This is a genomic window from Klebsiella sp. BIGb0149, assembly GCF_004362605.1.
Classification (GTDB): Bacteria; Pseudomonadota; Gammaproteobacteria; order Enterobacterales; family Enterobacteriaceae; genus Klebsiella; species Klebsiella terrigena.
Genome location: NZ_SNYG01000002.1, coordinates 757,111 through 779,078 on the forward strand (window position 1 = coordinate 757,111; position 21,968 = coordinate 779,078).

The window sequence follows — 21,968 nt, forward strand, 5'->3', positions numbered from 1 at the left end:
GTCTTTTCCTGACTGAAATCTGGCGTCAGTATATCAGGCTTACCACCAGGCGTGGAAATGATGCACCGGGCCAATCCCCTCCCCCACCTCCAGCGAATCCGCCTGCGCCAGCGCCGCGGAGAGCCAGCCTTTAGCCTCGGCGACCGTTTGCCCCCAGTCGCCGTAGCGCGGACGCAGCGCGGCCAGCGCGGCGGAGAGCGTACAGCCGGTGCCGTGGGTATTTTTGGTGAGGATCCGCGGGGCGGTGAAGCGCTGCTCGCCTTCGGCGCTAAAGAGCCAGTCCGGGCTTTCGGCATCATCGAGATGGCCGCCCTTCATCAGCACCGCGCCGCAGCCCAGCGCCAGCAGCGCCCGGCCCTGCTCGAGCATCTCTTTTTCATTCTGCGCGTGGGGCGCATCCAGCAGCGCCGCGGCCTCCGGCAGGTTGGGCGTTATCAGCGAAACCTGCGGCAGCAGCCGGGTGCGCAGCGTCGCGATCGCATCGGGAGAGAGCAGCGGATCGCCGCTTTTCGCCAGCATCACCGTATCCAGCACCACGTTGGCGATCCGGTAGCGCGCCAGCCGCTCGGCCACGGCCTCAACGATATCCGTCTCCGCCAGCATGCCAATTTTGGTGGTATCAATACGCACGTCGCTGAACACCGAGTCCAGCTGGGCGGCAACAAAGTCAGGCTCGATGCGGTACACCGACTGCACGCCGCGGGTATTCTGCGCCACCAGCGCGGTGATCACCGAGCAGCCGTAGGCCCCGAGGGCAGAGAAGGTTTTCAGATCGGCCTGAATCCCCGCGCCGCCGCTGGGGTCGGTGCCGGCAATCGTTAAGGCGTTAATCCGCTTCATTGCTGGTCCTCCTCGTACAGCGCATCAAGGAACGCCGGGGTAAAGCTGCCCGGGCCGCTCTGACGGGCCGCCAGCCCGCCCGCCAGCTTCATCAGGCCGCAGGCCGCCGCGATGTTTTCCAGCCGGTCGCCGGGCAGCGCCGTACTGGCGGCAACGACCGCAGAGAGGGCGCAGCCGGTGCCAACAACGCGGGTCATCAGGGGATCCCCGCCGCTGACGGCGCGCGTGCGCTGGCCGTCGGTGACGTAATCCACCTCACCGGTCACCGCCACCACCGTATTCAGCTGACGCGCCAGCGCCCGGGCGGCCGGCAGCGCCGCCGCCGCGGTATCGGTGGTATCGACCCCGCGCCCGCCGCCGCTCATCCCCGCCAGGGCCATAATTTCCGAGGCGTTGCCGCGAACGGCGGCCGGCTGCAGGGTTAACAGGTCACGACAGAATTCGCTGCGCAGCGTAAGCGCGCCGACCGCAACCGGGTCCAGCGCCCATGGCTTGCCGGCCTGTTGCGCGCTACGGACAGCCGCCCGCATGGCGTCGGCGCGGTCGACGGTTAAGGTACCGACGTTAATCAGCAGCGCGTCGGCGATGGCGGCAAACTGGCTGGCCTCCTGCGGGTCAATCACCATCGCGGGTGAAGCGCCAATCGCCAGCAGGACGTTGGCGGTGAACGTCTGCACCACGTCGTTGGTCATGCAGTGAATAAGGGGGGAGTGGCGGCGAAAAAGGTGTCGCAGATGCGCGATATGCGCGGGGTTCAGTGGCTCAGCTTGCATCGTTTGCTCCAGCCAGGCGATGAAGAAGCAACGACCTTGTGGTCTCTGACTTCCCTACGCTGGCATTATCCAGATCAGGTGGTACGGGTCTTTCTCAGCCTTCACAAGGAAGGGCACCCCGAGTCATGTAGATAAATTTTTATACTTACAGACAGTTATATCTGAAAGATGAATTTGATCAGAACAGCAATATACACCTAAACACCCCGTCGTCAGTACCTCTTTTTGTACCTAACCGTCCCTATCGCTTCAGGCATTATCAATCATTTATCTTTCGGTGGATTTAGCTCCGCTTAATAGACCGTACAACTTAACTTAACTTAACTTAACTTAACTTAACTTAACTTAACTTAACTTAACTTAACTTAACTTAACTTAACTCATTTAACTTTAAGCACTATTCCAGAGAGAATAGTACCGGATTTTCAGAATTTTCCCTGAAATTTCCACTCCTGATATCAATTACGGAAGTGTACGATTATTGCTCAAACCACACAAAAACGAGGTCTTATAATAATGGCAATACCTGTTTATCTATGGTTAACCGATGATTCGGGAAATCAAGTTAAAGGTTCTGTTGATATGCAGGATAGAGAAGGTTCTATTGAAATTATAGAACTCATGCATAGTGTAGAGTTACCAACTGATGATCTAACCGGAAAGATTACGAGTAAACGCCAGCACGGAGACTACGCACTAATCAAAGAGTTAGATAGCTCATCCCCATACCTCTACAGAAGCGTTTCAACCGGGAAAAAGTTCAGGCTGGCTGTGTTGAAGTTTTATCGAATTAATTACAATGGACAAGAAGAAGAATATTTCCGCATCACGATGGAAAACGTAACAATCAATGAAATTGAACCTTTCATGTTCGATATTAAAAGTCCTATATTTGAAAAACATAACCATCTTGAAGCTTTCTATTTAGCGTATAGGAAAATCACATGGCATTATCTTGATGGGAATATAATTCACTCAGATTCATGGAATGGTAATAAGGAGGTCGCATAATGACCTGGGTTTATAAAGTAAGCTCTCATAGTTTTTATCTGAATGGTACTTATCAATTCGATGCTAACTACTCTGGTAGACCTGGCTTTAAAAATGATTCAGCTAACGAGTGCATCAAGGGTAAAGGGCCCATACCCAGGGGGACTTATACTATTGGCGATCCTTTCTATCACCGTAAAACCAAAGCATGGACCATGAGACTTACCCCCTATATTGAAAATCAGATGTGTGGGCGCGATGGTTTTATGATACATGGCGATAGTTCAGCGCATCCGGGAGAAGCCTCAGACGGTTGCATCATTCTAAAATTGCCCTATCGAAAGATCGTTGCGGCCAGTAGCGATAAAACTCTGGTAGTGGAAGATTAAAAATGATCGGAAAAACATTAATCTTCACCCTGGCTGCGGTTCACTTCGCTTCTTATGCCGAGGATCCCAGCTGCGCTTCTGTTGGCGCATCAATGGAGTCATCCTTGCTCGACGCTATTTCAAAGGATTTAAAAATTGATATATCCGCGATTCAAAGAGATAAAACGGCGGTAGAGGTAATCAATACGACAGCCGTTTCTGAACTGTATGCAGAATCACTGGCTAACGTGGATCGAGAAAATGATGTCGATAAAGGCAAAGCGACAATCCCCACGGGCGATTATTTTTCCAGCTACTATGCAAATCACGCCAAATCAATTACCGCAAAATATACTTACACCAATAACCAAGGGAAGAAAGACATATTCATTGCTTCGAGCCTTATGAATAAAGATGAGTGTTCTGTCAGGTTTAATGGCTATCTTACCCTCGGCAGAGAGTTTTAATAATTAACGGGGCTTAGGTATCTATAAAGCCCTTTATTTCTTAATTAATTTTAGCGTTATCACTATATCTTGCCTGGTCACTATTTTAACCTCAGCTAATCCCCCAGACAAAAAGCGTGTCCTTTGGAGCAGCAGGCTCATGCTGTTTCCCAGCGGCCGCAGCAGCGGCCCTTTCCCGCACTTCCTGCACGCCAATCGTCTGTTTTTTTCGATCGCGCCGCGCCTCCTTAGCACATTGTTGGGCCAGACGGCCTTCGTTCTGCTGCCTGAAAGATACCCTATGCCATAGAAACGCCCGGCAACAAATCTAGTACTAAAGTAGTAATTTATGAACTAAATGAAGATTTATGTAACCAAAAATTCGCCCTTTTGAAACAAGTGATTATCCTTTCAGGAAGCGTTACAAGGTGTAACCCGTCGTCACATCGATATTACCGAGTGAATCACCGAAAAATGATGAGGATTCCAATGAAATTGACACCAATAGTAAAGGGAATGGCGCTAGCCGGGGTGCTATCGACCTGCGCCCTTTCCGCCTGGGCCGATACCTCCCCTAAAGAAGCGACCGCCGCCACCAAACAGGCAAACGACGCCCTTTACAACCAGCTGCCCTTCTCCGACAACACCGATTTTAGCAACGCGCACAAAGGCTTTATTGCCGCTCTGCCTGGCGATGTCATCAAAGGCGAGCAGGGCAACGTCATCTGGGATCCTCAGCAGTACGCCTTCATCAAAGAAGGGGAAAAGGCGCCGGATACCGTCAACCCAAGCCTGTGGCGTCAGTCTCAGCTGATTAACATCAGCGGCCTGTTTGAAGTGACCGAAGGCGTCTATCAGATCCGCAATCTCGATCTCTCCAACATGACCATCATCGAAGGTAAAGAAGGCATTACCGTCGTTGACCCGCTGGTATCCGCTGAAACCGCGAAAGTGGGCATGGACCTGTACTACAAAAACCGCGGCCAAAAGCCGGTGGTGGCCGTGATCTACACCCACAGCCACGTTGACCACTACGGCGGCGTACGCGGCGTCATTGATGAAGCCGACGTGAAGTCGGGCAAAGTGAAAGTCTATGCGCCGTCCGGCTTTATGGAAGCCGCCGTGGCGGAAAACATCATGGCCGGTAACGTCATGAGCCGTCGCGCCAGCTATATGTACGGCAACCTGCTCAAGCCGGAAGCCACCGGCCAGGTAGGCGCAGGGCTGGGTACCACCACCTCCGCCGGCACCGTAACCCTGATTGCTCCGACCAACATCATTGAAAAAGACGGCCAGAAAGAGGTTATCGACGGCCTGACCTATGATTTCATGCTGGCGCCGGGCTCTGAAGCACCGTCTGAAATGCTGTGGTATATCGAAGAGAAGAAACTCATCGAAGCGGCGGAAGACGTCACCCATACCCTGCACAACACCTACTCCCTGCGCGGGGCCAAAATTCGCGAGCCGCTGCCGTGGTCGAAATATATCAACGAAGCGATCGTTCGCTGGGGCGACAAAGCTGAGATCATCATGGCTCAGCACCACTGGCCGACCTGGGGCAACGAAAACGTCGTCAACCTGCTGAAGAGCCAGCGTGACCTCTATCGTTACATCAACGACCAGACCCTGCGCATGGCTAACGAAGGGCTGACCCGCGACGAAATTGCCGCCAAATTCAAGCTGCCGGACAGCCTGGCGCACACCTGGGCCAACCGCGGCTACTACGGTTCCGTCAGCCACGACGTGAAGGCCACCTACGTGCTGTACCTCGGCTGGTTCGACGGCAACCCGGCCACCCTCGACGAACTGCCGCCGGAAGAAGCGGCTAAAAAGTTTGTTGATTACATGGGCGGCGCCGACGCCATCATGAAGAAGGCCAAAGAGGACTATGACCAGGGTAACTATCGCTGGGTAGCCCTGGTGGTGAGCAAAATCGTCTTTGCCGATCCGCAAAACCAGGACGCGCGCAATCTGGAAGCAGATGCCCTGGAGCAGCTGGGTTACCAGGCTGAATCCGGTCCGTGGCGCAACTTCTACCTCACCGGCGCGCAGGAGCTGCGCAACGGCGTGGTGAAAGGCCCGACGCCAAACACCGCCAGCCCGGATACCGTCCGCGCGATGACCCCGGAAATGTTCTTTGACTATCTGGCGGTACACATCAACGGTGAGAAAGCCGGTAAAGCCAAAGCGGTCTTCAACATCGACCTCGGCAACGACGGCGGCAAGTATAAGCTGGAGCTGGAAAACGGCGTGCTGAACCACACCGCTAAGGCCGAGGCGAAAGATGCGGATGCCACTATCGTGCTGGACCGTGCGACCCTGAACAAAATCATCCTGAAAGAAGAAACGCTGAAACAGGCTGAAGATAAGGGTGAAGTGAAGGTCACCGGTAACGGGGCGAAGCTGGATGAAATGCTGGGCTACATGGACAAATTCGAGTTCTGGTTCAATATTGTGACGCCGTAAACCTCCCCCCGCGGCCTCCGGTCCCGGGATTTCTCTCCGCTAATACTCCTCGGGCAGCGCCCGGTCGATAGACACCAGCTTTCCTCTTGCCATCGTGATGTAGCCCCCGGCCTTAAGATCGGCAAGCACCCGGAAAACGTGGGTCCGCGAAAGATTGGTTCGCTTGATGATAAACAGCGCCAGGCCTTCGTTTTCACCCTCATGCGTATTCTGCCGGTAGAGATAGCGAAACAGCATCGGCCGAATGGTCTGGTAGCTGGTCAGCTGCCGACGCTCGTTATGCAGGTCGATGGTGAAAATAGTCATATACACCAGAATCGTCGCCAGCTCCTGCACGCGCTGCGGATTATTTTGGATAAAGATACGGTCAAACGCCTCATAGGATATTTTAATAATCCTCACCGGCGCGCTCCCCATATATTCAAACTTAGCCAGCGGGCAGTACCTTTCCATTAGGCCAATCGGCATATGCTCAATGCTATTCCCGATATTAAGACCGTTCTCCGGCATTAATATTGATAAAGAACCGCCGGTACAAAAATAAATATAGCCGGCCTTGACGTCTAATTTTTTATTGGCAGGCAAGGACACGATCTCGCCTTCCTGAATGATTTCATCCAGATAGCTATCAATCCCTAACGTGCTGTAATAGCCGTGTATTTCCTGAAAATTCACCGCATACCCTCATCCTATTCTGCCGTAAGCTCAGTATAGCAGCGAGTCCGGCGTGGATTCGAGGCCTACCGTTGTTATTTTCCAGGCAGTCCCATATGGGACTATTAACGCCATCTATTCTACTTACAATAGCCGGTAATGAATCCGCATTTGCATTAGCCGCATCATATTTATTATTGATTCCGGCACAAATAATCTAAGAGGTCATTTAATGAAATTAAATCAGATTGCTAAGCACCTGGCGATGGCCGGTGTTCTGGTTTCGCTGTCGGCTTCCGCTTTTGCGCAGGTTCAGGCGAACGATGCGACGCCTGCCACCCGTCAGGCCAATAGCGCGCTGTACAACAAGCTGCCGTTTGCCGATAAAACCGATTTTGAAAACGCGCATAAAGGCTTCATCGCCGCGCTGCCGTCGAGCATGATTAAAGGCGAACAGGGCAACGTTATTTGGGATCCGGCGAAATACGACTTCGTTAAAGAAGGCCAAAAGTCTCCGGATAGCGTAAACCCTAGCCTGTGGCGCCAGTCCCAGCTGATCAATATCGGCGGTCTGTTCAAGGTCACCGACGGCGTTTACCAGATTCGCAACCTCGACCTCTCCAACATGACCATTATCGAAGGTGATAAAGGTATTACCATCATCGATCCGCTGCTGAGCGCCGAACCGGCCAAAGAGGGGCTGGACCTCTACTACGCCAATCGCGGCAAGAAGCCGGTGGTCGCGGTGCTGTTCACCCACAGCCACGTTGACCACTACGGCGGCATTCGCGGCGTGGTTGACGAAGCCGACGTTAAGTCGGGCAAAGTCAAAATCTACGCGCCGGACGGCTTTATGAAAGAAGCGGTTTCGGAAAATATCATGGCCGGTACGGCGATGAGCCGCCGCGCCAGCTATATGTACGGCAACCTGCTCAAGCCCGACGCTAAAGGTCAGGTTGGCGCGGGTCTGGGGACCACCACCTCCGCCGGTACCGTTACGCTGCTCCAGCCGACAAACTACATCACCAAAACCGGGCAGGAAGAGGTGATTGATGGCCTGACCTACGATTTCATGATGGCGCCGGGCTCTGAGGCCCCGTCGGAAATGCTGTGGTACGTCAAAGAGAAGAAAATGATCGAAGCGGCGGAAGACGTGACCCACACGCTGCACAACACCTACTCCCTGCGCGGCGCAAAAATCCGCGATCCGCTGGCGTGGTCGAAATACATCAACGCCGCCATCGACCGCTGGGGCAGCGACGCCGACGTGATTATCGCGCAGCACCATTGGCCGACCTGGGGCAACGACAACATTGTTAAGCTGATGAAAGGCCAGCGCGACATGTACCGCTATATCAACGACCAGACCCTGCGCATGGCTAACGAAGGCCTGACCCGCGACGAAATTGCCGCGAACTTCAAGCTCCCGGAAGCGCTGGAGAAGCAGTGGTCAAGCCGGGGCTACTACGGTTCCGTTAGCCATAACGTCAAGGCCACCTACGTGTACTACCTCGGCTGGTTCGACGGCAACCCGGCCACCCTCGACGAGCTGCCGCCCGAGCAGGCTGCGAAGAAGTTTGTCGAATATATGGGCGGCGCCGGCAATATCCTCAGCAAAGCCAAAGAGGATTACCGCCAGGGTAACTATCGCTGGGTAGCGCAGGTCACCAGCAAAGTGGTGTTCGCCGATCCGCAAAACCAGGACGCGCGTAACCTCGAAGCGGATGCTCTGGAGCAGCTGGGCTACCAGGCGGAAGCCGGCACCTGGCGTAACTTCTACCTCACCGGCGCGCAGGAGCTGCGTAACGGCGTGCAGAAGCTGCCAACGCCGAACACCGCCAGCCCGGATACGGTCCGCGCGATGACCCCGGAAATGTTCTTCGACTACCTGGGCGTGCATATTAACGGCGAAAAAGCCGGCGCGGCGAAGGCGATCCTCAACGTCGATCTGGGTAAAGACGGCGGCAAATACAAGCTGGAGCTGGAAAACGGCGTTCTGAACCACACCGCCAACGCGGTCGCCGACAACGCGGATGCCAACATCACCCTCGATCGCGATACGCTGAACAAGATTATCCTCAAGCAAGAGACGCTGAAGCAGGCGGTTGATCACGGTGAGGTGAAAATTACCGGTAATGCTGCGAAGCTGGACGAAATGCTGAGCTACATGGACAAGTTTGAGTTCTGGTTCAATATCGTTACTCCGTAACTGAGCCGATTATCATCCCCCGAGGCCGCCGGTCGCGGGGGATTTTTTTGGCCATTTCCCGCGACCGCTCCCCTGCGCTTCCCGCTCTGATTTCCCGGCCCTTTTTACGCACATATCGATTTGCTTTCGCCGCTACCCGGGCACAAGATTAGCAGTGGGAATAATGATTTTCGCAGATAACCAACCGAGGTGGGCTATGTCCGTTTATCACCATGCGCTGGTGCTGATTAACAGCAGCACTGACGGGATCCCGCTGCTTCAGCACGCGGCTAAAATGGCCGAAGAGAGCGCCATGAAGATAACCATCGCCCATATCAGCACCGACTATCGGGCGCTGAACTACGTTTCCGACTGCCTGATGGATGATGACGTCTCGCAGGAGGTTATCCAGGCCAAAGCCCTGCTCAACGAACTGGCGACCACCGTCGCCCTGCCGGTGCAGACGCTGGCGCTGGTCACCGCCCGCCGCTTTGCCGACGTCGAAGCGTGCGTGCATCAGCGCAGCGTCGATTTGATTATTGCCGGACACCGCAACCGGCTGCTGGGGGTGATGGCTTCCCACTCCCTCGAGTACATTAACCATCTCAGCGTCGACGTGCTGATTAAGCACCTGCCGTAGGTCGCTCGCTCAAACCTCGTCCGGCTGATTAGGGGTTCACCTCCCGCAGCGAGCTCAGCAGCAACGCGAAGCTCGACTCAATCAGCGGCGGTAGCGTCTGCGGCCCGCGCATCAGCGCCACGGTGCGGCTCAGCGCCGGCTGCTGCAGCTGGGCTATCTTCAGCTGCGGATCGCATAGGTGGGTGGTATAGAGCTCGGGAAGAATGGCTATCGCCAGGCGCGAGCGCACCAGGCCATACAGCGTTTCGATATAGTCCACCTGGTAGCGCGTATTCAGCGTCAGGCGATGGCTCTCCGCCAGCGCCCCCACCAGCCGCTGGATATTGCCCTTCGAGAACACCGCGATATCGCGGCCGGCCAGCAGCTTCCACGGCAGATGCGGCTGGCCGGCGAGCGGATCGTCGCCGTGCAGCACCGCCACAAACGGGTCCTCGCGCAGCGGATAGACCTGCAGCTCTGCGGGGATCGAACTGTCGATGGCGCCCACGGCGAAATCAATCTGCCCGCTCAGCAGTTCGCGCACCAGCGCGTCGTTGGCCCGATCGTGAAACTCGACCCGCAGGCGCGGAAAGGTTTCGGCCAGGGTCTGCGGCAGCAGGGGAAAAAGCAGCGAGCTGACCGACGGCATCAGCCCGATGCGCACCGTGCCGTCGCCGCCGGCTTCAACAATCTGCTGCATATCCTGAAACGCCAGCTGGGCCACGCTCAGCACGCGCTGCGCGTGGGGCAGGATCGCCGCGCCCAGTTCGGTCAGCGTCACCGATGAGGCGGTGCGGTTCACCAGCCTGCCGCCGAGCACCGCTTCAACCTGGCGCAGCGCGCTGCTCAGCGCCGGCTGGCTGATGGCCAGCCGGTTGGCGGTATCGGTAAAGTGACGCAGCTGCGCCAGGGTAACAAAATACTGGAGCTGCTTGAGAGAAAGCGCGGGCAGCCGCTGCCACGGTTCGGTCATGTTATCCATCGCTGAGGGTGAGTAGGCAGAATAACCCGAGCTTATCGGGCGATAAATTTATTCATCTGGGCAAACGTTTGCCGTGCCCCTAGAGTAGCGCCATTATCCTTGTGCCGGAGTTGTTATGTCCAGCAGTGCTGAAAACCGCCGCCGCGCCGTACAGGCCGCCCGGGGCGAATTACCCTTCGACCTATTACTCACCGGAGGGCAGATCGTTGATATGGTCACCGGGGAAATCCGCGCCGCCGACGTCGGCATCGTCGGCGAGATGATTGCCAGCGTCCATCCGCGCGGCAGCCGCAGCGACGCCGCTGAATCCCGCGACCTGCAGGGCGCCTACCTCTCCCCGGGGCTGATGGATACCCACGTCCATCTCGAAAGCTCCCATCTCCCCCCCGAGCGCTACGCGGAAATCGTCCTCGCCCAGGGAACAACGGCGGTATTTTGGGATCCGCACGAGCTGGCCAACGTGCTCGGCGTGGAGGGCGTGCGCTACGCCGTTGCCGCCAGCCGCAACCTGCCGCTGGAGGTGATGGTCGCCGCCCCCTCCAGCGTCCCGTCCACGCCGGGGCTGGAGATGTCCGGCGCCGATTTTGCCGGCGAAGAGATGACCACCATGCTGGCGTGGCCGGAAGTGCGCGGCGTGGCGGAAGTGATGGATATGCACGGCGTGCTGCACGCCAGCGAGCGGATGCAGGAGATAGTCCAGGCGGGCCTCAACAGCGGCAAGCTGATTGAAGGCCACGCCCGCGGGCTGAACGGCGCGGACCTGCAGGCCTATTTGGCCGCCGGCGTCACCTCCGATCATGAGCTCACCTCGGCGGAGGATGCGTTGGAAAAGCTGCGCGCCGGCCTGACGCTGCAGATTCGCGGCTCGCACCCCTATCTGCTGGAGGATATCGTCAAGGCGCTGAAAACCCTGCCGCACCTCTCCTCGCAGATCACCGTCTGCACCGACGACGTGCCGCCGGATATGCTGCTGGAAAAAGGCGGCGTTATCGCCCTGCTCAACCTGCTGATTGGGCACGGCCTGCCGGCCACCGATGCCCTGCGCTTCGCCACGCTGAACGCGGCGATTCGCCTGCAGCGCAATGATTTAGGCCTGATTGCCGCCGGCCGCCGCGCGGACCTGGTGGTGTTCCCGGCGCTGGATAAGCTGCAGGCGCAGGAGGTTTACATCGCCGGGAAGCTGATTGCCCGGGACGGACGGCTGTGCCGGCCGATCCCTGCGGCCACCGGCGTCACGCCGCCGCGCGATACCCTGCAGCTTGCGCCGCTGAGCGCCGAGGACTTTATCCTTAAGGTGGGCGGTATTCACCACGGCGTTGCCCGCCTGCGGCATATTCGCGGCGCGCGCTTTACGCAGTGGGGGGAAGTTGAGGTGCAGATCCGCGACGGCAAAGTCCAGCTGCCCGACGGCTTCAGCCTGATTTGGGTCAAGCACCGCCACGGTCGCCATCAGGCGACGCCGCAGATTGCCCTGCTTGAGGGCTGGGGCGAGCTGCGCGGGGCGATTGCCACCAGCTACTCCCACGACTCGCACAACCTCGTGGTACTCGGGCGAGACGCCGAAGAGATGGCGCGGGCCGCCAACCGGCTGATCGCTTCCGGCGGCGGCATGGCGCTGGCGCAGCGGGGAGAGATTCTGGCTCACGTCGCCATGCCGATTGCCGGGATGCTTTCCGACCTGCCGGCGCCGGAGCTGGCGCGCCAGTTCCGCGAGCTGCGCGACCTGAGCGCCGAAATTGCCGACTGGGAGCCGCCGTACCGGGTGTTTAAGGCCATCGAGGGGACCTGCCTCGCCTGCAACGCCGGGCCGCATTTGACCGATTTGGGCTTGACCGACGGCACCACCCGCCGGATCGTCGACCCGCTGATAGCCTGCCGGGAAACCCCGGAGCATACCCACAACAATAATCACGGAGCCTGATAATGGCTGACAACACGCTTCCTGCATCAACCCGGGGCCGCTGGCTGGAACGGCGATTTGCCCTCTACTCCCGCGGCAGCACGCTGCGCACCGAGTGCCTGGCGGGGGTCACAGGCTTTCTCGCCGCCGCCTATCTGCTGGTGGTTATTCCCGGCCTGCTGGCGGTCGGCGGAATGGATAAAGGCGCGGTTACCACCGGAACCATTCTGGTCTTCGTCGCCGGCACGCTGCTGATGGCGTTCTACGCTAACCTGCCGTTTATCGTCGGCCCCGGCATCGGCGGGTCGGTGCTGGTGGGCGTCACCCTGGCCGGGAGCGAAGGTATCGGCTGGCAAATCGGTCTCGGCATCGCCTGCTGGTCCGGGATTCTGTTCTTCCTGTTGACCAAATTCGGCCTGCGCGAGGTGGTGACCCGCTCGGTGCCGCAGTCGATCAAGCTGGGGCTCACCGCCTCCATCGGGCTGTTCGTGGCGGTTCTCGGCTTTCGCAACGCCGGCCTGGTGCTAGCGAATGCGAAAACCAACGCCCTGATGCTCGGCGACTTCCTCTCCCCCGGCGCGCTGGTAGCGCTGTGCGGCCTGTTTCTCGCCATTGCGCTGCAGGCGCGGCGCATTCCGGGCGCGATCCTGTGGGCGATCCTCGTTGCCACCCTTGTCGGGATCCCGTTCGGCGTCACCCGGCTGCCGACCAGCTTTATCGCCATGCCGCACTCGCTGACTCCGGTGCTCGGCCACGTCGATATGCTCGGCGCGCTGAATATCGCCTTTCTGCCGTTTCTGTTTATCTTTTTCGCCTCCGAGTTTTTCTCCACCATGGGAACCACTCTGGCGGTAGGCGGCGAGGCGGGCCTGCTGGATGAAGAAGGCAATATGGCGCACATCAACCGGCCGTTTATGGTTGACTCCATTGCTGCGGCCATCGGGCCGTGGGTCGGGATCCCGGCGGCCACCGCGCTGATTGAGTCCTCCGCGGCGGCCGAAGCCGGCGGTAAAACCGGGCTGACGGCGCTGGCGGCAGCGGTGATGTTCCTGCTGATGCTGCTGTTTACCCCGATTGCGCTGATGATCCCCAAAGAGGCCACCGCGCCGGCGCTGATCCTGATCGGCCTGAATATGTTCAGCGGCCTGCGCAAGGTCGATTTAGCCAACTTTACCGACGGGCTGCCGGTGCTGATGATGGTGATGATCACCCTGATTGCCAACAGCTTTGGTACCGGCATCGCCGGCGGGCTGCTGTTCTACGTGGTGATTAAGAGCGTGGCCGGAAAGTGGCGCGAGATCCCGTTAGGGCTGTGGATCCTCGCGATCCCGCTGGTCTACTACTTCGCGACGCTGGTAAGGCACTAAGGCGCCGGGCGCTGGTTGTGCAGCGCCTCGCAGCGGGCCTTCACCTCTTCATACAGCAAACGCACCGCGGCGGAGAGCTGCTTGCGGTGCGGGCAAATCATATTCAGCGGCACCCGGTCGCCCTGATACTGCGGCAGGAGAACCTGCAGCCGCCCGGCGCGAATATCGTCGCTGACGTCGAGCCAGGATTTGTAGGCAAACCCCTCCCCGGCAATCGCCAGGCGGCGAATCACCTCCGCATCGTCGCTGACGATCGCGCCGGAAACCTGCAGGTGCTGAACCTCGCCCGCCAGGCTTAACGGCCAGCGATCGAACTGCCTGCCGCGCAGCACGTACAGCAGAGCGTTACGCTGCGCCAGCTCCTCCAGGGTCTGCGGTTCGCCGTGTTCGGCGATCCACGCCGGGGAGGCCACCAGCACCCGGCGGTTTTCCGCCGCCACCGGCAGCGAGATAAACGACGCGTCGTCGTTTTCGCCGTAGCGAAAGGCCACGTCGACCGGATCTTTAAACACGTCGGTGCGGTGATCGGAGAACAGGATGCGCAGCCTGAGCTCCGGGTAGCGCTGGCGAAATCCGCGAAACACGGTCAGCAGCAGGTTGCGCCCGAGGTCGGAGGGCACCGCAATCTGCAGCGTGCCGCGGATTTGGTCATCTGGCAGCTGAATCTTTTGTAGCCCGGCCTGCAGGGTATCGAGCATCTGCGTGGCATAGGGCAGCCAGGTCTCCCCTTCGGGGGTCAGGCGCAGGCTGCGGGTTGAGCGGGCAAAAAGGCGGATAGTCAGCGTGGTCTCCAGGCGCTTAATCGCCGCGCTCACCTGCGCCGGCTGCTGCCCGACCTCCCGCGCCGCGTCGCTGAAGCTGCCCAGCGCCGCTGCGCGGACAAATAACGTCAGATCTTCCAGCCTGAACATAGTCACTCCCACCTCCGGATCCCCGGATTTTTCCTAAAACAGGCGCGGTTTGCTGAATCGCGTAATCGGCACCATCGTTTGCTTACATTTTTAATCAACCAGTACTTGCCATCGCCCTCATGCTTCGGAATGATACGAGGCTGCGATTTTGTGTCCAGGATAATAATGAGGAATTTATGCGTAAAACAAAAATGCTGCTTCTGGGCGTACTGCTGGCCGGCACCGGCGCCGTTTGCTCGGCGTCCGCCGCCGATCTGCAGAAATATGAGCTGGACGGCGTGACCTCCGACTTCCAGCAGTTTCGCGTAGGCGATACCGTACCGCCGCTGTATATGACCCCGGAGTACACCATCAAGCAGTGGCAGCAGCGCCACCTGCCTGCGCCAGACGCCAACACCCACTGGACCTACATGGGCGGCAGCTACGTGCTGGTCACCGAGCCTGAAGGCAAAATTGTCAAAATTTACGACGGCGAGATTTTCTACCAGCACTGATTGCGCGTAGCGGCCGCAAGCCGCCACGAAAAACGCCCGGTCCTTCTGCTGCTCCCGCATGGCGCAGCGAAGTCCCGGGCGTTGTTTTATCCGCGATGGTTACACCGCGCGGAAGGCGATCTCGCTGGGGATAACCTCACCCTGCCAGTAGAGCTGGGCCGCTACGCGCCCTGCCAGCTGGCGATAGATATCGGTAAACTCGCTTTCCGGACGGGCGATCACCGTCGGGGTACCGTTATCCAGGTCCTCGCGCAGATGAATGTGCAGCGGCAGCTGGCCGAGCAGCTGAGTGTGATATTTTTCCGCCAGCTTCTCCGCACCGCCGGTGCCAAAGATAGCCTCATGGTGACCACAGTTGCTGCAAATATGCATGCTCATGTTCTCCACGATACCCAGCACCGGCACCTCCACTTTTTCGAACATCACGATGCCCTTTTTGGCATCGATTAGCGCGATGTCCTGCGGCGTGGTGACCACCAGCGCGCCGGTCACCGGGATGTTCTGCGCCAGCGTCAGCTGAATGTCGCCGGTGCCCGGCGGCATGTCCAGCACCAGGTAGTCGAGATCCGGCCACAGCGTCTCCTGCAGCATCTGCATCAGCGCTTTACTGGCCATCGGGCCGCGCCACACCATGGCGTTCTCGTCAGTCACCAGATAGCCGATGGAGTTGGTGGCGAGGCCGAATTTCATAATCGGCGCCATATGGGTACCGTCCGGCGAGGTGGGACGCTGATCTTCAGCGCCCAGCATGGTAGGAATTGACGGGCCGTAAATATCGGCGTCGAGAATACCGACCTTAGCCCCTTCCGCCGCCAGCGCCAGCGCGAGGTTGACCGCCGTAGACGATTTCCCGACGCCGCCCTTGCCGGAGCTCACGGCAATAATATTCTTCACGCCGTTGACGCCCGGCTGGTTTTTCACCCGCTTCAGGGTAGCGATGCTGTGCGTCAGCTTCCAGTCGATAGCCTGCGCGCCGGTAATGCGCAGCAGCTCGGCGCTGCACTGCTCTTTCAGGGCTTCAAAAGCGCTGTGCCAGACGAACGGCATCTGAATCTCGATATGCACGGTGTCGTTCAGCCAGGCAACGTGGTGCAGCGCCTTCAGCGCGGTGAGATTATGCTTCAAAGTGGGGTGCTGAAAATTAGCCAGCGTTCCGGCGACCATCGCGCGTAGACGTTCGGGGGATTTGGCCTGGGATTGCGAATTCATCCCGACTCCTTTGTTGTTATGAGATGCTTTCAGTAATGATTGAGTTTATCACAGCTGAGGATTATCCATATATGGTCAGCCATTTATGGCGCACCCAGTGCCCTTTTGGTAATATCGGAAGCCCTTTTTACAACAGAAGATGTAATGCTCACTATGACTCAAGTCGCGAAGAAAATTCTGGTAACGTGCGCACTGCCGTACGCCAACGGCTCAATCCACCTCGGCCACATGCTGGAGCACATCCAGGCTGATGTCTGGGTCCGTTACCAGCGAATGCGCGGCCACGAGGTCAACTTCATCTGCGCCGACGACGCCCACGGCACGCCGATCATGCTGAAGGCTCAGCAGCTTGGCGTCTCTCCGGAGCAGATGATTGGCGAGATGAGTCAGGAGCACCAGACCGATTTTGCCGGTTTCGACATCAGCTACGATAACTACCACTCCACCCACAGCGACGAAAACCGCGAGCTGTCGGAGCTTATCTACTCGCGCCTGAAAGAGAACGGTTTTATTAAAAACCGCACCATCTCTCAGCTCTACGATCCGGAAAAAGGGATGTTCCTCCCCGACCGTTTCGTGAAGGGAACCTGCCCGAAATGCAAATCACCGGATCAGTACGGCGATAACTGCGAAGTGTGCGGCGCGACCTACAGCCCGACCGAGCTTATCGAGCCGAAATCGGTGGTTTCCGGCGCGACGCCGGTGATGCGTGAATCCGAGCACTTCTTCTTCGACCTGCCCTCCTTCAGCGAGATGCTGCAGGCGTGGACCCGCAGCGGCGCGCTGCAGGAGCAGGTGGCGAATAAGATGCAGGAGTGGTTCGAGTCGGGTCTGCAGCAGTGGGACATCTCCCGCGATGCGCCGTACTTCGGCTTCGAAATCCCCAACGCGCCGGGCAAATATTTCTACGTCTGGCTGGACGCGCCGATCGGCTACATGGGCTCATTCAAAAACCTGTGCGACAAGCGCGGCGATAGCGAAAGCTTTGACGCCTACTGGAAGAAAGACTCTGACGCCGAGCTGTATCACTTTATCGGCAAGGATATCGTCTACTTCCACAGCCTGTTCTGGCCGGCGATGCTGGAAGGCAGCGGCTTCCGCAAGCCAACCAACCTGTTCGTTCACGGCTACGTGACGGTTAACGGCGCGAAAATGTCTAAATCGCGCGGCACCTTCATCAAGGCCAGCACCTGGCTGAACCACTTTGATGCCGACAGCCTGCGCTACTACTACGCCGCCAAGCTCTCTTCGCGCATCGACGATATCGACCTCAACCTCGAAGACTTCATTCAGCGCGTCAACGCCGACATCGTCAACAAGCTGGTTAACCTCGCGTCGCGCAACGCCGGCTTTATCGCCAAACGTTTCGACGGCGTGCTGGCCGCTGAGCTGGCCGACCCGGCGCTGTACAAAACCTTCACCGATGCGGCAGCAAGCATTGGCGAAGCCTGGGACAGCCGCGAGTTCGGTAAAGCCATCCGTGAAATCATGGCGCTGGCCGACGTGGCTAACCGCTACGTTGACGAGCAGGCCCCGTGGGTAGTCGCTAAACAGGAAGGCCGCGATGGCGATCTGCAGGCTATCTGCTCCATGGGTATCAACCTGTTCCGCGTACTGATGACCTGGCTCAAGCCGGTGCTGCCGCAGCTGACCGCGCGCGCCGAAGCGTTCCTCAACAGCGAGCTGAGCTGGGATGCTATCCAGCAGCCGCTGCTGGCGCATAAGGTCAACACCTTCAAAGCGCTGTATAACCGCATCGAAATGAAGCAGGTTGAGGCGCTGGTTGAGGCATCGAAGGAAGAGGTGAAGGCGCTCTCGGCTCCGGCCACCGGCCCGCTGGCGGACGATCCGCTGCAGGAAACCATCAGCTTTGATGATTTTGCCAAAGTGGATATGCGCATCGCGCTGATCGAAAACGCCGAATTCGTCGACGGCTCCGACAAGCTGCTGCGCCTGACGCTGGATATCGGCGGCGAGAAGCGCAACGTCTTCTCCGGCATCCGCAGCGCCTACCCCGATCCGCAGGCGCTGATTGGTCGTCTGACGGTGATGGTGGCGAACCTCGCGCCGCGCAAGATGCGCTTCGGCATCTCTGAAGGGATGGTGATGGCGGCGGGCCCTGGCGGGAAAGATATCTTCCTGCTCAGCCCGGACAGCGGCGCCCAGCCAGGCCAACAGGTCAAATAATCTCCGCGTAAGACGCTGCCCCGGCAGCGTTTTTTTTTGCTGAGTTGCACAGCCTGCCAATCAGAACAATAATCAATACGCTATTCTGACAACGGAACGGTATACATACCAACACAGGGAACCGGGATGAAATACACACACGGGCTGACCGCAATTGCCGTCGCCGCTCTGCTGGCCACGGCGCTGGTCGGCTGCGACAATAAAAAAGAGCAGAGCAAAACCTTTAACCGCGCGGCCGAAGGCGTCGAGCTCAGCTTTACCTACTATTATGATGGCGATAAGGTGCTGCGCCAGGATGCCAACAACACCATCCCCTACAAAACCATCGGCGCCAGCAATAAAGAGCAGGCGCGGGCGATTATTGAACCGATGAGCAGCGTTTACCGCAGCATAAAGGGCGTGGAGCAGACCATCGACTATAAAGACAGCTATGCCCTGGAGCATCTGAGCGTCGATTTTAACGAGGCGAAGATCGGCGAGCTGTGCAAGCTGCCGGGATCGATGTTTACCGACTGCTCGCGGCAGTTTGTGTCGATGTCGGTGTCGGAAAAATTGCTCGAAGAGCAGGGTTTTCAGGAAGTGAAGTAGGCCTTCGCCCGGCTAAGCGTTGCGCCAGCCGGGCCGCCTGAGGCTACAACTCAGGCTTTAGCGGCGTGAACGCGCTCGGTCAGGCCACGCAGGAAATAGCGCAGGAACTGATCGCCGCACTCGCGGAAGTTTTTATGCTCCGGCGCGCGCATCATGGCGGTAATTTCCGGCATCGAGACGCGGAACTGCTGCTGGGTCAGAATGGCGAGAATATCGTCGGTCTTCAGGGAGAAGGCGATACGCAGCTTTTTCAGCACAATATTGTTATTTACCCGACGCTCAACCGCCAGCGGCGGCGCGGACTCATCTTTACCGCGTTTATCGTAAATCAGACCGTTCAGGAAGATCGACAGGAGGATATCCGGGCAGCGCTGGAAGCCATCCTCATCCTCTTTTTTCAGCCACGGTACCAGCTGCTCTGCGCTGACGACGGAATCGCCGAGCGCGAAAATACGCACCAGGCCATCATTATTGGTTTTCAAGGTGTAGCGCAGGCTACGTAGGATATCGTTGCTGATCATAATGCCTTCATGATGAAAAATACTGGCGCTAAGTCTACCACGATTCTGCCGTTTTACAGACCAATCGCCTCTTTCAGGCTTTTTAAGTAGCGGCGGCTGACCGGCACCGTATGCCCGGCGCGCATCAGCAGCTCGGCCTGGCCGTTCTCCTCGAGACGGATCTCCTTCAGGTGGGCCATATTGACCAGATACTGACGGTGGCAGCGCAGCAGCGGCGTTCGGCTCTCGAGGGTGCGCAGGGTCAGCTCGGTGAAGCCCTCCTTCCCTTCGCTGTCGGTAACGTAAATACCGCTCATCCGGCTGCTGACAAACGCCACGTCCTCCATCTGCAGCAGCCAGATCCGGCTATGGCCGCTGCAGGGGATATATTTCAGCGCCTGCTGAGCGCCGTCGAGCAGCGAGATATCCTGCAGGCTCCGCTCCTGGCGCAGGCGCGCGAGGGTTTTATCCAGCCTCGCGGCCTCAATCGGCTTGAGCAGATAGTCAAACGCGTGCTCCTCGAACGCCTTAACCGCATATTCGTCGAAGGCGGTCAGGAACACGATATAGGGCCGATGCTCCGGGTCGAGCATGCCGACCATCTCCAGCCCGCTGATGCGCGGCATCTGGATATCGAGGAACAGCACGTCCGGGCGCAGCTTGTGCACCGCGCCGATCGCCTCAACGGCGTTACCGCACTCTCCCACGACCTCGATATCGCTCTGCGCTTCCAGCAGGATCCGCAGGTTTTCACGCGCCAGCGGCTCATCATCAACTATCAGTACTTTTAACACGCGCTCTCCTCCACGGGCAGTCGCAGCGTAACGCGGGTAAAGCGCTCGGCTTCACAGGTCACGGTAATTCCACACTCGGCGCCAAATCGCGCCCGCAGCCGCCGGTCCACCAGGCTCATGCCGAGTCCGCTGGCGTCCGGATTGGCCTGATACAGCCCGGCGTTATCTTCGATATCCAGCTGCAGCCAGCGCTCATCCTGGCTGGCGCGAATGATAATCTCACCCACCCCAAGGTGCTGCGAGGTGCCGTGCTTAATGGCGTTTTCAACGATCGGCTGCAGCGTAAACGCCGGCAGCTGGTGATGCGCCAGCGCCTCGGGCACCAGCATCTGAATCTGTAGATTGGCCTGGAAACGCGCCTTTTCAATCTGCAGGTAGGCGTTCACATGCTCAATCTCATCCGCCAGGGTGACAATCTCCGACGGCCGCTTCAGGTTTTTGCGAAAGAAGGTCGACAGGTACTGCACCAGCTGGCCGGCCTGGTCGCTGTCGCGGCGGATCACCGCCTTCAGGGTATTGAGGGCGTTGAACAGAAAATGCGGGTTAACCTGGGCATGCAGCAGCTTAATTTCCGACTGGGTGAGCAGCGCCTTCTGCCGCTCATACTGCCCGGCAAGAATTTGCGCCGACAGCAGCTGGGCAATCCCCTCGCCCAACGTGCGGTTGATTGAGCTGAACAGCCGGTTTTTGGCCTCGTACAGCTTGATGGTGCCAATCACCCGCTGGTTCTCGCCGCGCAGCGGGATCACCAGCGTCGAGCCGAGCTTGCAGTGCGGGTGGATTGAGCAGCTATAGGGAACCTCGTTGCCGTCGGCATACACCACCTCCCCGCTGTCGATCGCCTTTTGGGTGTAGAGGGAGGAGATTGGCTTGCCGGGCAGATGATGATCGTCGCCGATGCCGGTGAAGGCCAGCAGCCGGTCGCGATCGGTTATCGCCACCGCGCCGATATCCAACTCCTGGATAAGCACCTGCGCCACCCGCATGCTGTTCTCTTCGTTAAATCCCTGGCGCAGGATCCCCTCCGTCGAGGCCGCGACCTTCAGCGCGGTGGCGGAAAACGCCGAGGTGTATTTTTCAAACATCGCCCGCTTATCGAGCAGGATACGCATAAACAGCGCGGCGCCAACGGTGTTGGTGACCATCATCGGCGCGGCAATGCTCTGCACCAGATGGAGGGCGTCCTGAAACGGGCGCGCGATCAGCAGGATAATCATCATCTGCACCAGTTCGGCAAAGAAGGTGATCGCCCCGGCGGTCAGCGGGCTAAAGACCTTATCCGGCCGCCCGCGCTTGACGAGGATGCTGTGCACCAGCCCGCCAAGCAGCCCTTCAACAATGGTGGAAACCATGCAGCTTAGCGCGGTCATGCCGCCAAGCGAGTAGCGGTGCAGCCCGCCGGTCAGCCCGACGAGGCCACCGACCACCGGCCCACCGAGCAGGCCGCCCATCACCGCGCCGATGGCCCGGGTATTGGCGATAGAGTCTTCGATATGCAGACCGAAATAGGTCCCGAGAATGCAAAAAATGGAGAAGGTGACGTAGCACAGCAGCTTGTGCGGCAGACGGACGGTAACCTGCATCAGGGGGATGAACAGCCGCGTCTTGCTCATCAGCCACGCGATGACTAAAAAGACGCACATCTGCTGAAGCAGCAGCAACACCAGATCGAACTCGTACATACCCGCAGAC

At 58.4% G+C, this 21,968-nt stretch carries 20 protein-coding genes and 1 riboswitch; of the genes, 11 read left to right on the forward strand and 9 right to left on the reverse strand.

What is annotated here, in order from left to right; translation table 11 throughout:
* Positions 1-39: 39 nt before the first annotated feature.
* Entirely contained in the window at positions 40-840 is an 801-nt protein-coding gene (thiD, locus tag EDF75_RS10315) for a bifunctional hydroxymethylpyrimidine kinase/phosphomethylpyrimidine kinase (protein ID WP_133599045.1), read from the reverse strand.
* Positions 837-1,613, reverse strand: a complete 777-nt coding sequence (thiM, locus tag EDF75_RS10320; protein WP_133599047.1) for a hydroxyethylthiazole kinase — start codon at positions 1,611-1,613, stop codon at positions 837-839. Before thiM ends, thiD begins: the two co-directional genes overlap by 4 nt.
* A 34-nt stretch (positions 1,614-1,647) precedes the next feature.
* Positions 1,648-1,744, reverse strand: a riboswitch (TPP riboswitch).
* Positions 1,745-2,129: 385 nt separating this feature from the next.
* Between thiM and EDF75_RS10325 the strand changes: the two genes are divergently transcribed.
* The 4 genes from EDF75_RS10325 (at position 2,130) to EDF75_RS10340 (ending at position 5,883) form a co-directional block, all read left to right on the forward strand.
* Positions 2,130-2,624: an Hcp family type VI secretion system effector gene (locus tag EDF75_RS10325; protein WP_133599049.1), complete on the forward strand. Its 495-nt coding sequence runs from the start codon at positions 2,130-2,132 to the stop codon at positions 2,622-2,624.
* Positions 2,624-2,992, forward strand: coding sequence for a tlde1 domain-containing protein (locus EDF75_RS10330; protein ID WP_133599051.1), 369 nt, complete (start codon positions 2,624-2,626; stop codon positions 2,990-2,992). The genes EDF75_RS10325 and EDF75_RS10330 overlap by 1 nt, the downstream gene beginning before the upstream one ends.
* A gap of 5 nt (positions 2,993-2,997) precedes the next feature.
* Positions 2,998-3,438, forward strand: a complete 441-nt coding sequence (locus tag EDF75_RS10335) for a Shiga toxin A subunit (protein ID WP_374756748.1) — start codon at positions 2,998-3,000, stop codon at positions 3,436-3,438.
* A 468-nt stretch (positions 3,439-3,906) separates the two neighbouring features.
* Positions 3,907-5,883, forward strand: coding sequence for an alkyl/aryl-sulfatase (locus EDF75_RS10340; RefSeq protein WP_133599055.1), 1,977 nt, complete (start codon positions 3,907-3,909; stop codon positions 5,881-5,883).
* A gap of 39 nt (positions 5,884-5,922) precedes the next feature.
* Here the strand turns inward: EDF75_RS10340 and EDF75_RS10345 are convergent, their stop codons facing one another.
* The gene (locus EDF75_RS10345; protein ID WP_133599057.1) at positions 5,923-6,558 is read right to left on the reverse strand and encodes a helix-turn-helix domain-containing protein; all 636 of its coding nucleotides are present in this window, start codon (positions 6,556-6,558) and stop codon (positions 5,923-5,925) included.
* 211 nt (positions 6,559-6,769) lie between these two features.
* On the opposite strand from EDF75_RS10345, the gene EDF75_RS10350 reads away from it, so the two are divergent.
* Positions 6,770-8,746, forward strand: a complete 1,977-nt coding sequence (locus EDF75_RS10350) for an alkyl/aryl-sulfatase (protein ID WP_133599059.1) — start codon at positions 6,770-6,772, stop codon at positions 8,744-8,746.
* Between the two features lie 196 nt (positions 8,747-8,942).
* On the forward strand, positions 8,943-9,365 hold the full coding sequence (locus EDF75_RS10355) for a universal stress protein (RefSeq protein ID WP_133599061.1): 423 nt from the start codon (positions 8,943-8,945) through the stop codon (positions 9,363-9,365).
* Between the two features lie 28 nt (positions 9,366-9,393).
* On the opposite strand, the gene EDF75_RS10360 is transcribed toward EDF75_RS10355, so the two are convergent.
* A complete protein-coding gene (locus tag EDF75_RS10360) occupies positions 9,394-10,317 on the reverse strand; it encodes a LysR family transcriptional regulator (RefSeq protein ID WP_133599063.1) in 924 nt (307 codons plus the stop codon).
* Between the two features lie 124 nt (positions 10,318-10,441).
* On the opposite strand from EDF75_RS10360, the gene EDF75_RS10365 reads away from it, so the two are divergent.
* Together EDF75_RS10365 and EDF75_RS10370 are read left to right on the forward strand one after the other, a co-directional pair.
* The gene (locus EDF75_RS10365; RefSeq protein ID WP_133599065.1) at positions 10,442-12,247 is read left to right on the forward strand and encodes an adenine deaminase; all 1,806 of its coding nucleotides are present in this window, start codon (positions 10,442-10,444) and stop codon (positions 12,245-12,247) included.
* A gap of 2 nt (positions 12,248-12,249) precedes the next feature.
* The gene (locus tag EDF75_RS10370) at positions 12,250-13,593 is read left to right on the forward strand and encodes an NCS2 family permease (RefSeq protein ID WP_133599067.1); all 1,344 of its coding nucleotides are present in this window, start codon (positions 12,250-12,252) and stop codon (positions 13,591-13,593) included.
* Here the strand turns inward: EDF75_RS10370 and EDF75_RS10375 are convergent.
* Positions 13,590-14,504: a LysR family transcriptional regulator gene (locus tag EDF75_RS10375; protein ID WP_133599450.1), complete on the reverse strand. Its 915-nt coding sequence runs from the start codon at positions 14,502-14,504 to the stop codon at positions 13,590-13,592. The genes EDF75_RS10370 and EDF75_RS10375 overlap by 4 nt on opposite strands.
* A gap of 176 nt (positions 14,505-14,680) precedes the next feature.
* On the opposite strand from EDF75_RS10375, the gene EDF75_RS10380 reads away from it, so the two are divergent.
* Positions 14,681-14,998, forward strand: coding sequence for an RcnB family protein (locus tag EDF75_RS10380; RefSeq protein WP_045855823.1), 318 nt, complete (start codon positions 14,681-14,683; stop codon positions 14,996-14,998).
* A gap of 99 nt (positions 14,999-15,097) precedes the next feature.
* Here the strand turns inward: EDF75_RS10380 and apbC are convergent, their stop codons facing one another.
* The gene (gene apbC / locus EDF75_RS10385) at positions 15,098-16,207 is read right to left on the reverse strand and encodes an iron-sulfur cluster carrier protein ApbC (protein WP_133599069.1); all 1,110 of its coding nucleotides are present in this window, start codon (positions 16,205-16,207) and stop codon (positions 15,098-15,100) included.
* A gap of 153 nt (positions 16,208-16,360) precedes the next feature.
* Here apbC and metG point away from each other — a divergent pair, with 153 nt between their 5' ends.
* On the forward strand, positions 16,361-18,394 hold the full coding sequence (gene metG, locus EDF75_RS10390; RefSeq protein ID WP_133599451.1) for a methionine--tRNA ligase: 2,034 nt from the start codon (positions 16,361-16,363) through the stop codon (positions 18,392-18,394).
* Positions 18,395-18,520: 126 nt separating this feature from the next.
* Positions 18,521-18,982: a YehR family lipoprotein gene (locus tag EDF75_RS10395; protein ID WP_133599071.1), complete on the forward strand. Its 462-nt coding sequence runs from the start codon at positions 18,521-18,523 to the stop codon at positions 18,980-18,982.
* A gap of 50 nt (positions 18,983-19,032) precedes the next feature.
* On the opposite strand, the gene EDF75_RS10400 is transcribed toward EDF75_RS10395, so the two are convergent.
* From EDF75_RS10400 to EDF75_RS10410, 3 genes are read right to left on the reverse strand one after another with little or no spacing between them, the layout of a single operon-like run.
* Positions 19,033-19,503: a YehS family protein gene (locus EDF75_RS10400; RefSeq protein ID WP_045855829.1), complete on the reverse strand. Its 471-nt coding sequence runs from the start codon at positions 19,501-19,503 to the stop codon at positions 19,033-19,035.
* A gap of 53 nt (positions 19,504-19,556) precedes the next feature.
* Positions 19,557-20,276, reverse strand: coding sequence for a two-component system response regulator BtsR (btsR, locus tag EDF75_RS10405; RefSeq protein ID WP_095100785.1), 720 nt, complete (start codon positions 20,274-20,276; stop codon positions 19,557-19,559).
* Positions 20,270-21,958, reverse strand: a complete 1,689-nt coding sequence (locus tag EDF75_RS10410) for a sensor histidine kinase (protein WP_133599073.1) — start codon at positions 21,956-21,958, stop codon at positions 20,270-20,272. Before EDF75_RS10410 ends, btsR begins: the two co-directional genes overlap by 7 nt.
* Between the last annotated feature and the right edge of the window lie 10 nt (positions 21,959-21,968).

Excerpts from the sequence above, each read along its gene's own strand:
- EDF75_RS10370 (WP_133599067.1), top strand. The coding sequence starts at position 12,250 with ATGGCTGACAACACGCTTCCTGCATCAACCCGGGGCCGCTGGCTGGAA.
- EDF75_RS10395 (WP_133599071.1), top strand. The coding sequence starts at position 18,521 with ATGAAATACACACACGGGCTGACCGCAATTGCCGTCGCCGCTCTGCTG.
- EDF75_RS10330 (WP_133599051.1), top strand. The coding sequence starts at position 2,624 with ATGACCTGGGTTTATAAAGTAAGCTCTCATAGTTTTTATCTGAATGGT.
- apbC (WP_133599069.1), bottom strand. The coding sequence starts at position 16,207 with ATGAATTCGCAATCCCAGGCCAAATCCCCCGAACGTCTACGCGCGATG.
- metG (WP_133599451.1), top strand. The coding sequence starts at position 16,361 with ATGACTCAAGTCGCGAAGAAAATTCTGGTAACGTGCGCACTGCCGTAC.
- EDF75_RS10375 (WP_133599450.1), bottom strand. The coding sequence starts at position 14,504 with ATGTTCAGGCTGGAAGATCTGACGTTATTTGTCCGCGCAGCGGCGCTG.
- EDF75_RS10365 (WP_133599065.1), top strand. The coding sequence starts at position 10,442 with ATGTCCAGCAGTGCTGAAAACCGCCGCCGCGCCGTACAGGCCGCCCGG.
- EDF75_RS10325 (WP_133599049.1), top strand. The coding sequence starts at position 2,130 with ATGGCAATACCTGTTTATCTATGGTTAACCGATGATTCGGGAAATCAA.
- EDF75_RS10400 (WP_045855829.1), bottom strand. The coding sequence starts at position 19,503 with ATGATCAGCAACGATATCCTACGTAGCCTGCGCTACACCTTGAAAACC.
- EDF75_RS10380 (WP_045855823.1), top strand. The coding sequence starts at position 14,681 with ATGCGTAAAACAAAAATGCTGCTTCTGGGCGTACTGCTGGCCGGCACC.
- EDF75_RS10340 (WP_133599055.1), top strand. The coding sequence starts at position 3,907 with ATGAAATTGACACCAATAGTAAAGGGAATGGCGCTAGCCGGGGTGCTA.
- EDF75_RS10410 (WP_133599073.1), bottom strand. The coding sequence starts at position 21,958 with ATGTACGAGTTCGATCTGGTGTTGCTGCTGCTTCAGCAGATGTGCGTC.
- thiD (WP_133599045.1), bottom strand. The coding sequence starts at position 840 with ATGAAGCGGATTAACGCCTTAACGATTGCCGGCACCGACCCCAGCGGC.
- EDF75_RS10350 (WP_133599059.1), top strand. The coding sequence starts at position 6,770 with ATGAAATTAAATCAGATTGCTAAGCACCTGGCGATGGCCGGTGTTCTG.
- EDF75_RS10355 (WP_133599061.1), top strand. The coding sequence starts at position 8,943 with ATGTCCGTTTATCACCATGCGCTGGTGCTGATTAACAGCAGCACTGAC.
- EDF75_RS10360 (WP_133599063.1), bottom strand. The coding sequence starts at position 10,317 with ATGACCGAACCGTGGCAGCGGCTGCCCGCGCTTTCTCTCAAGCAGCTC.
- thiM (WP_133599047.1), bottom strand. The coding sequence starts at position 1,613 with ATGCAAGCTGAGCCACTGAACCCCGCGCATATCGCGCATCTGCGACAC.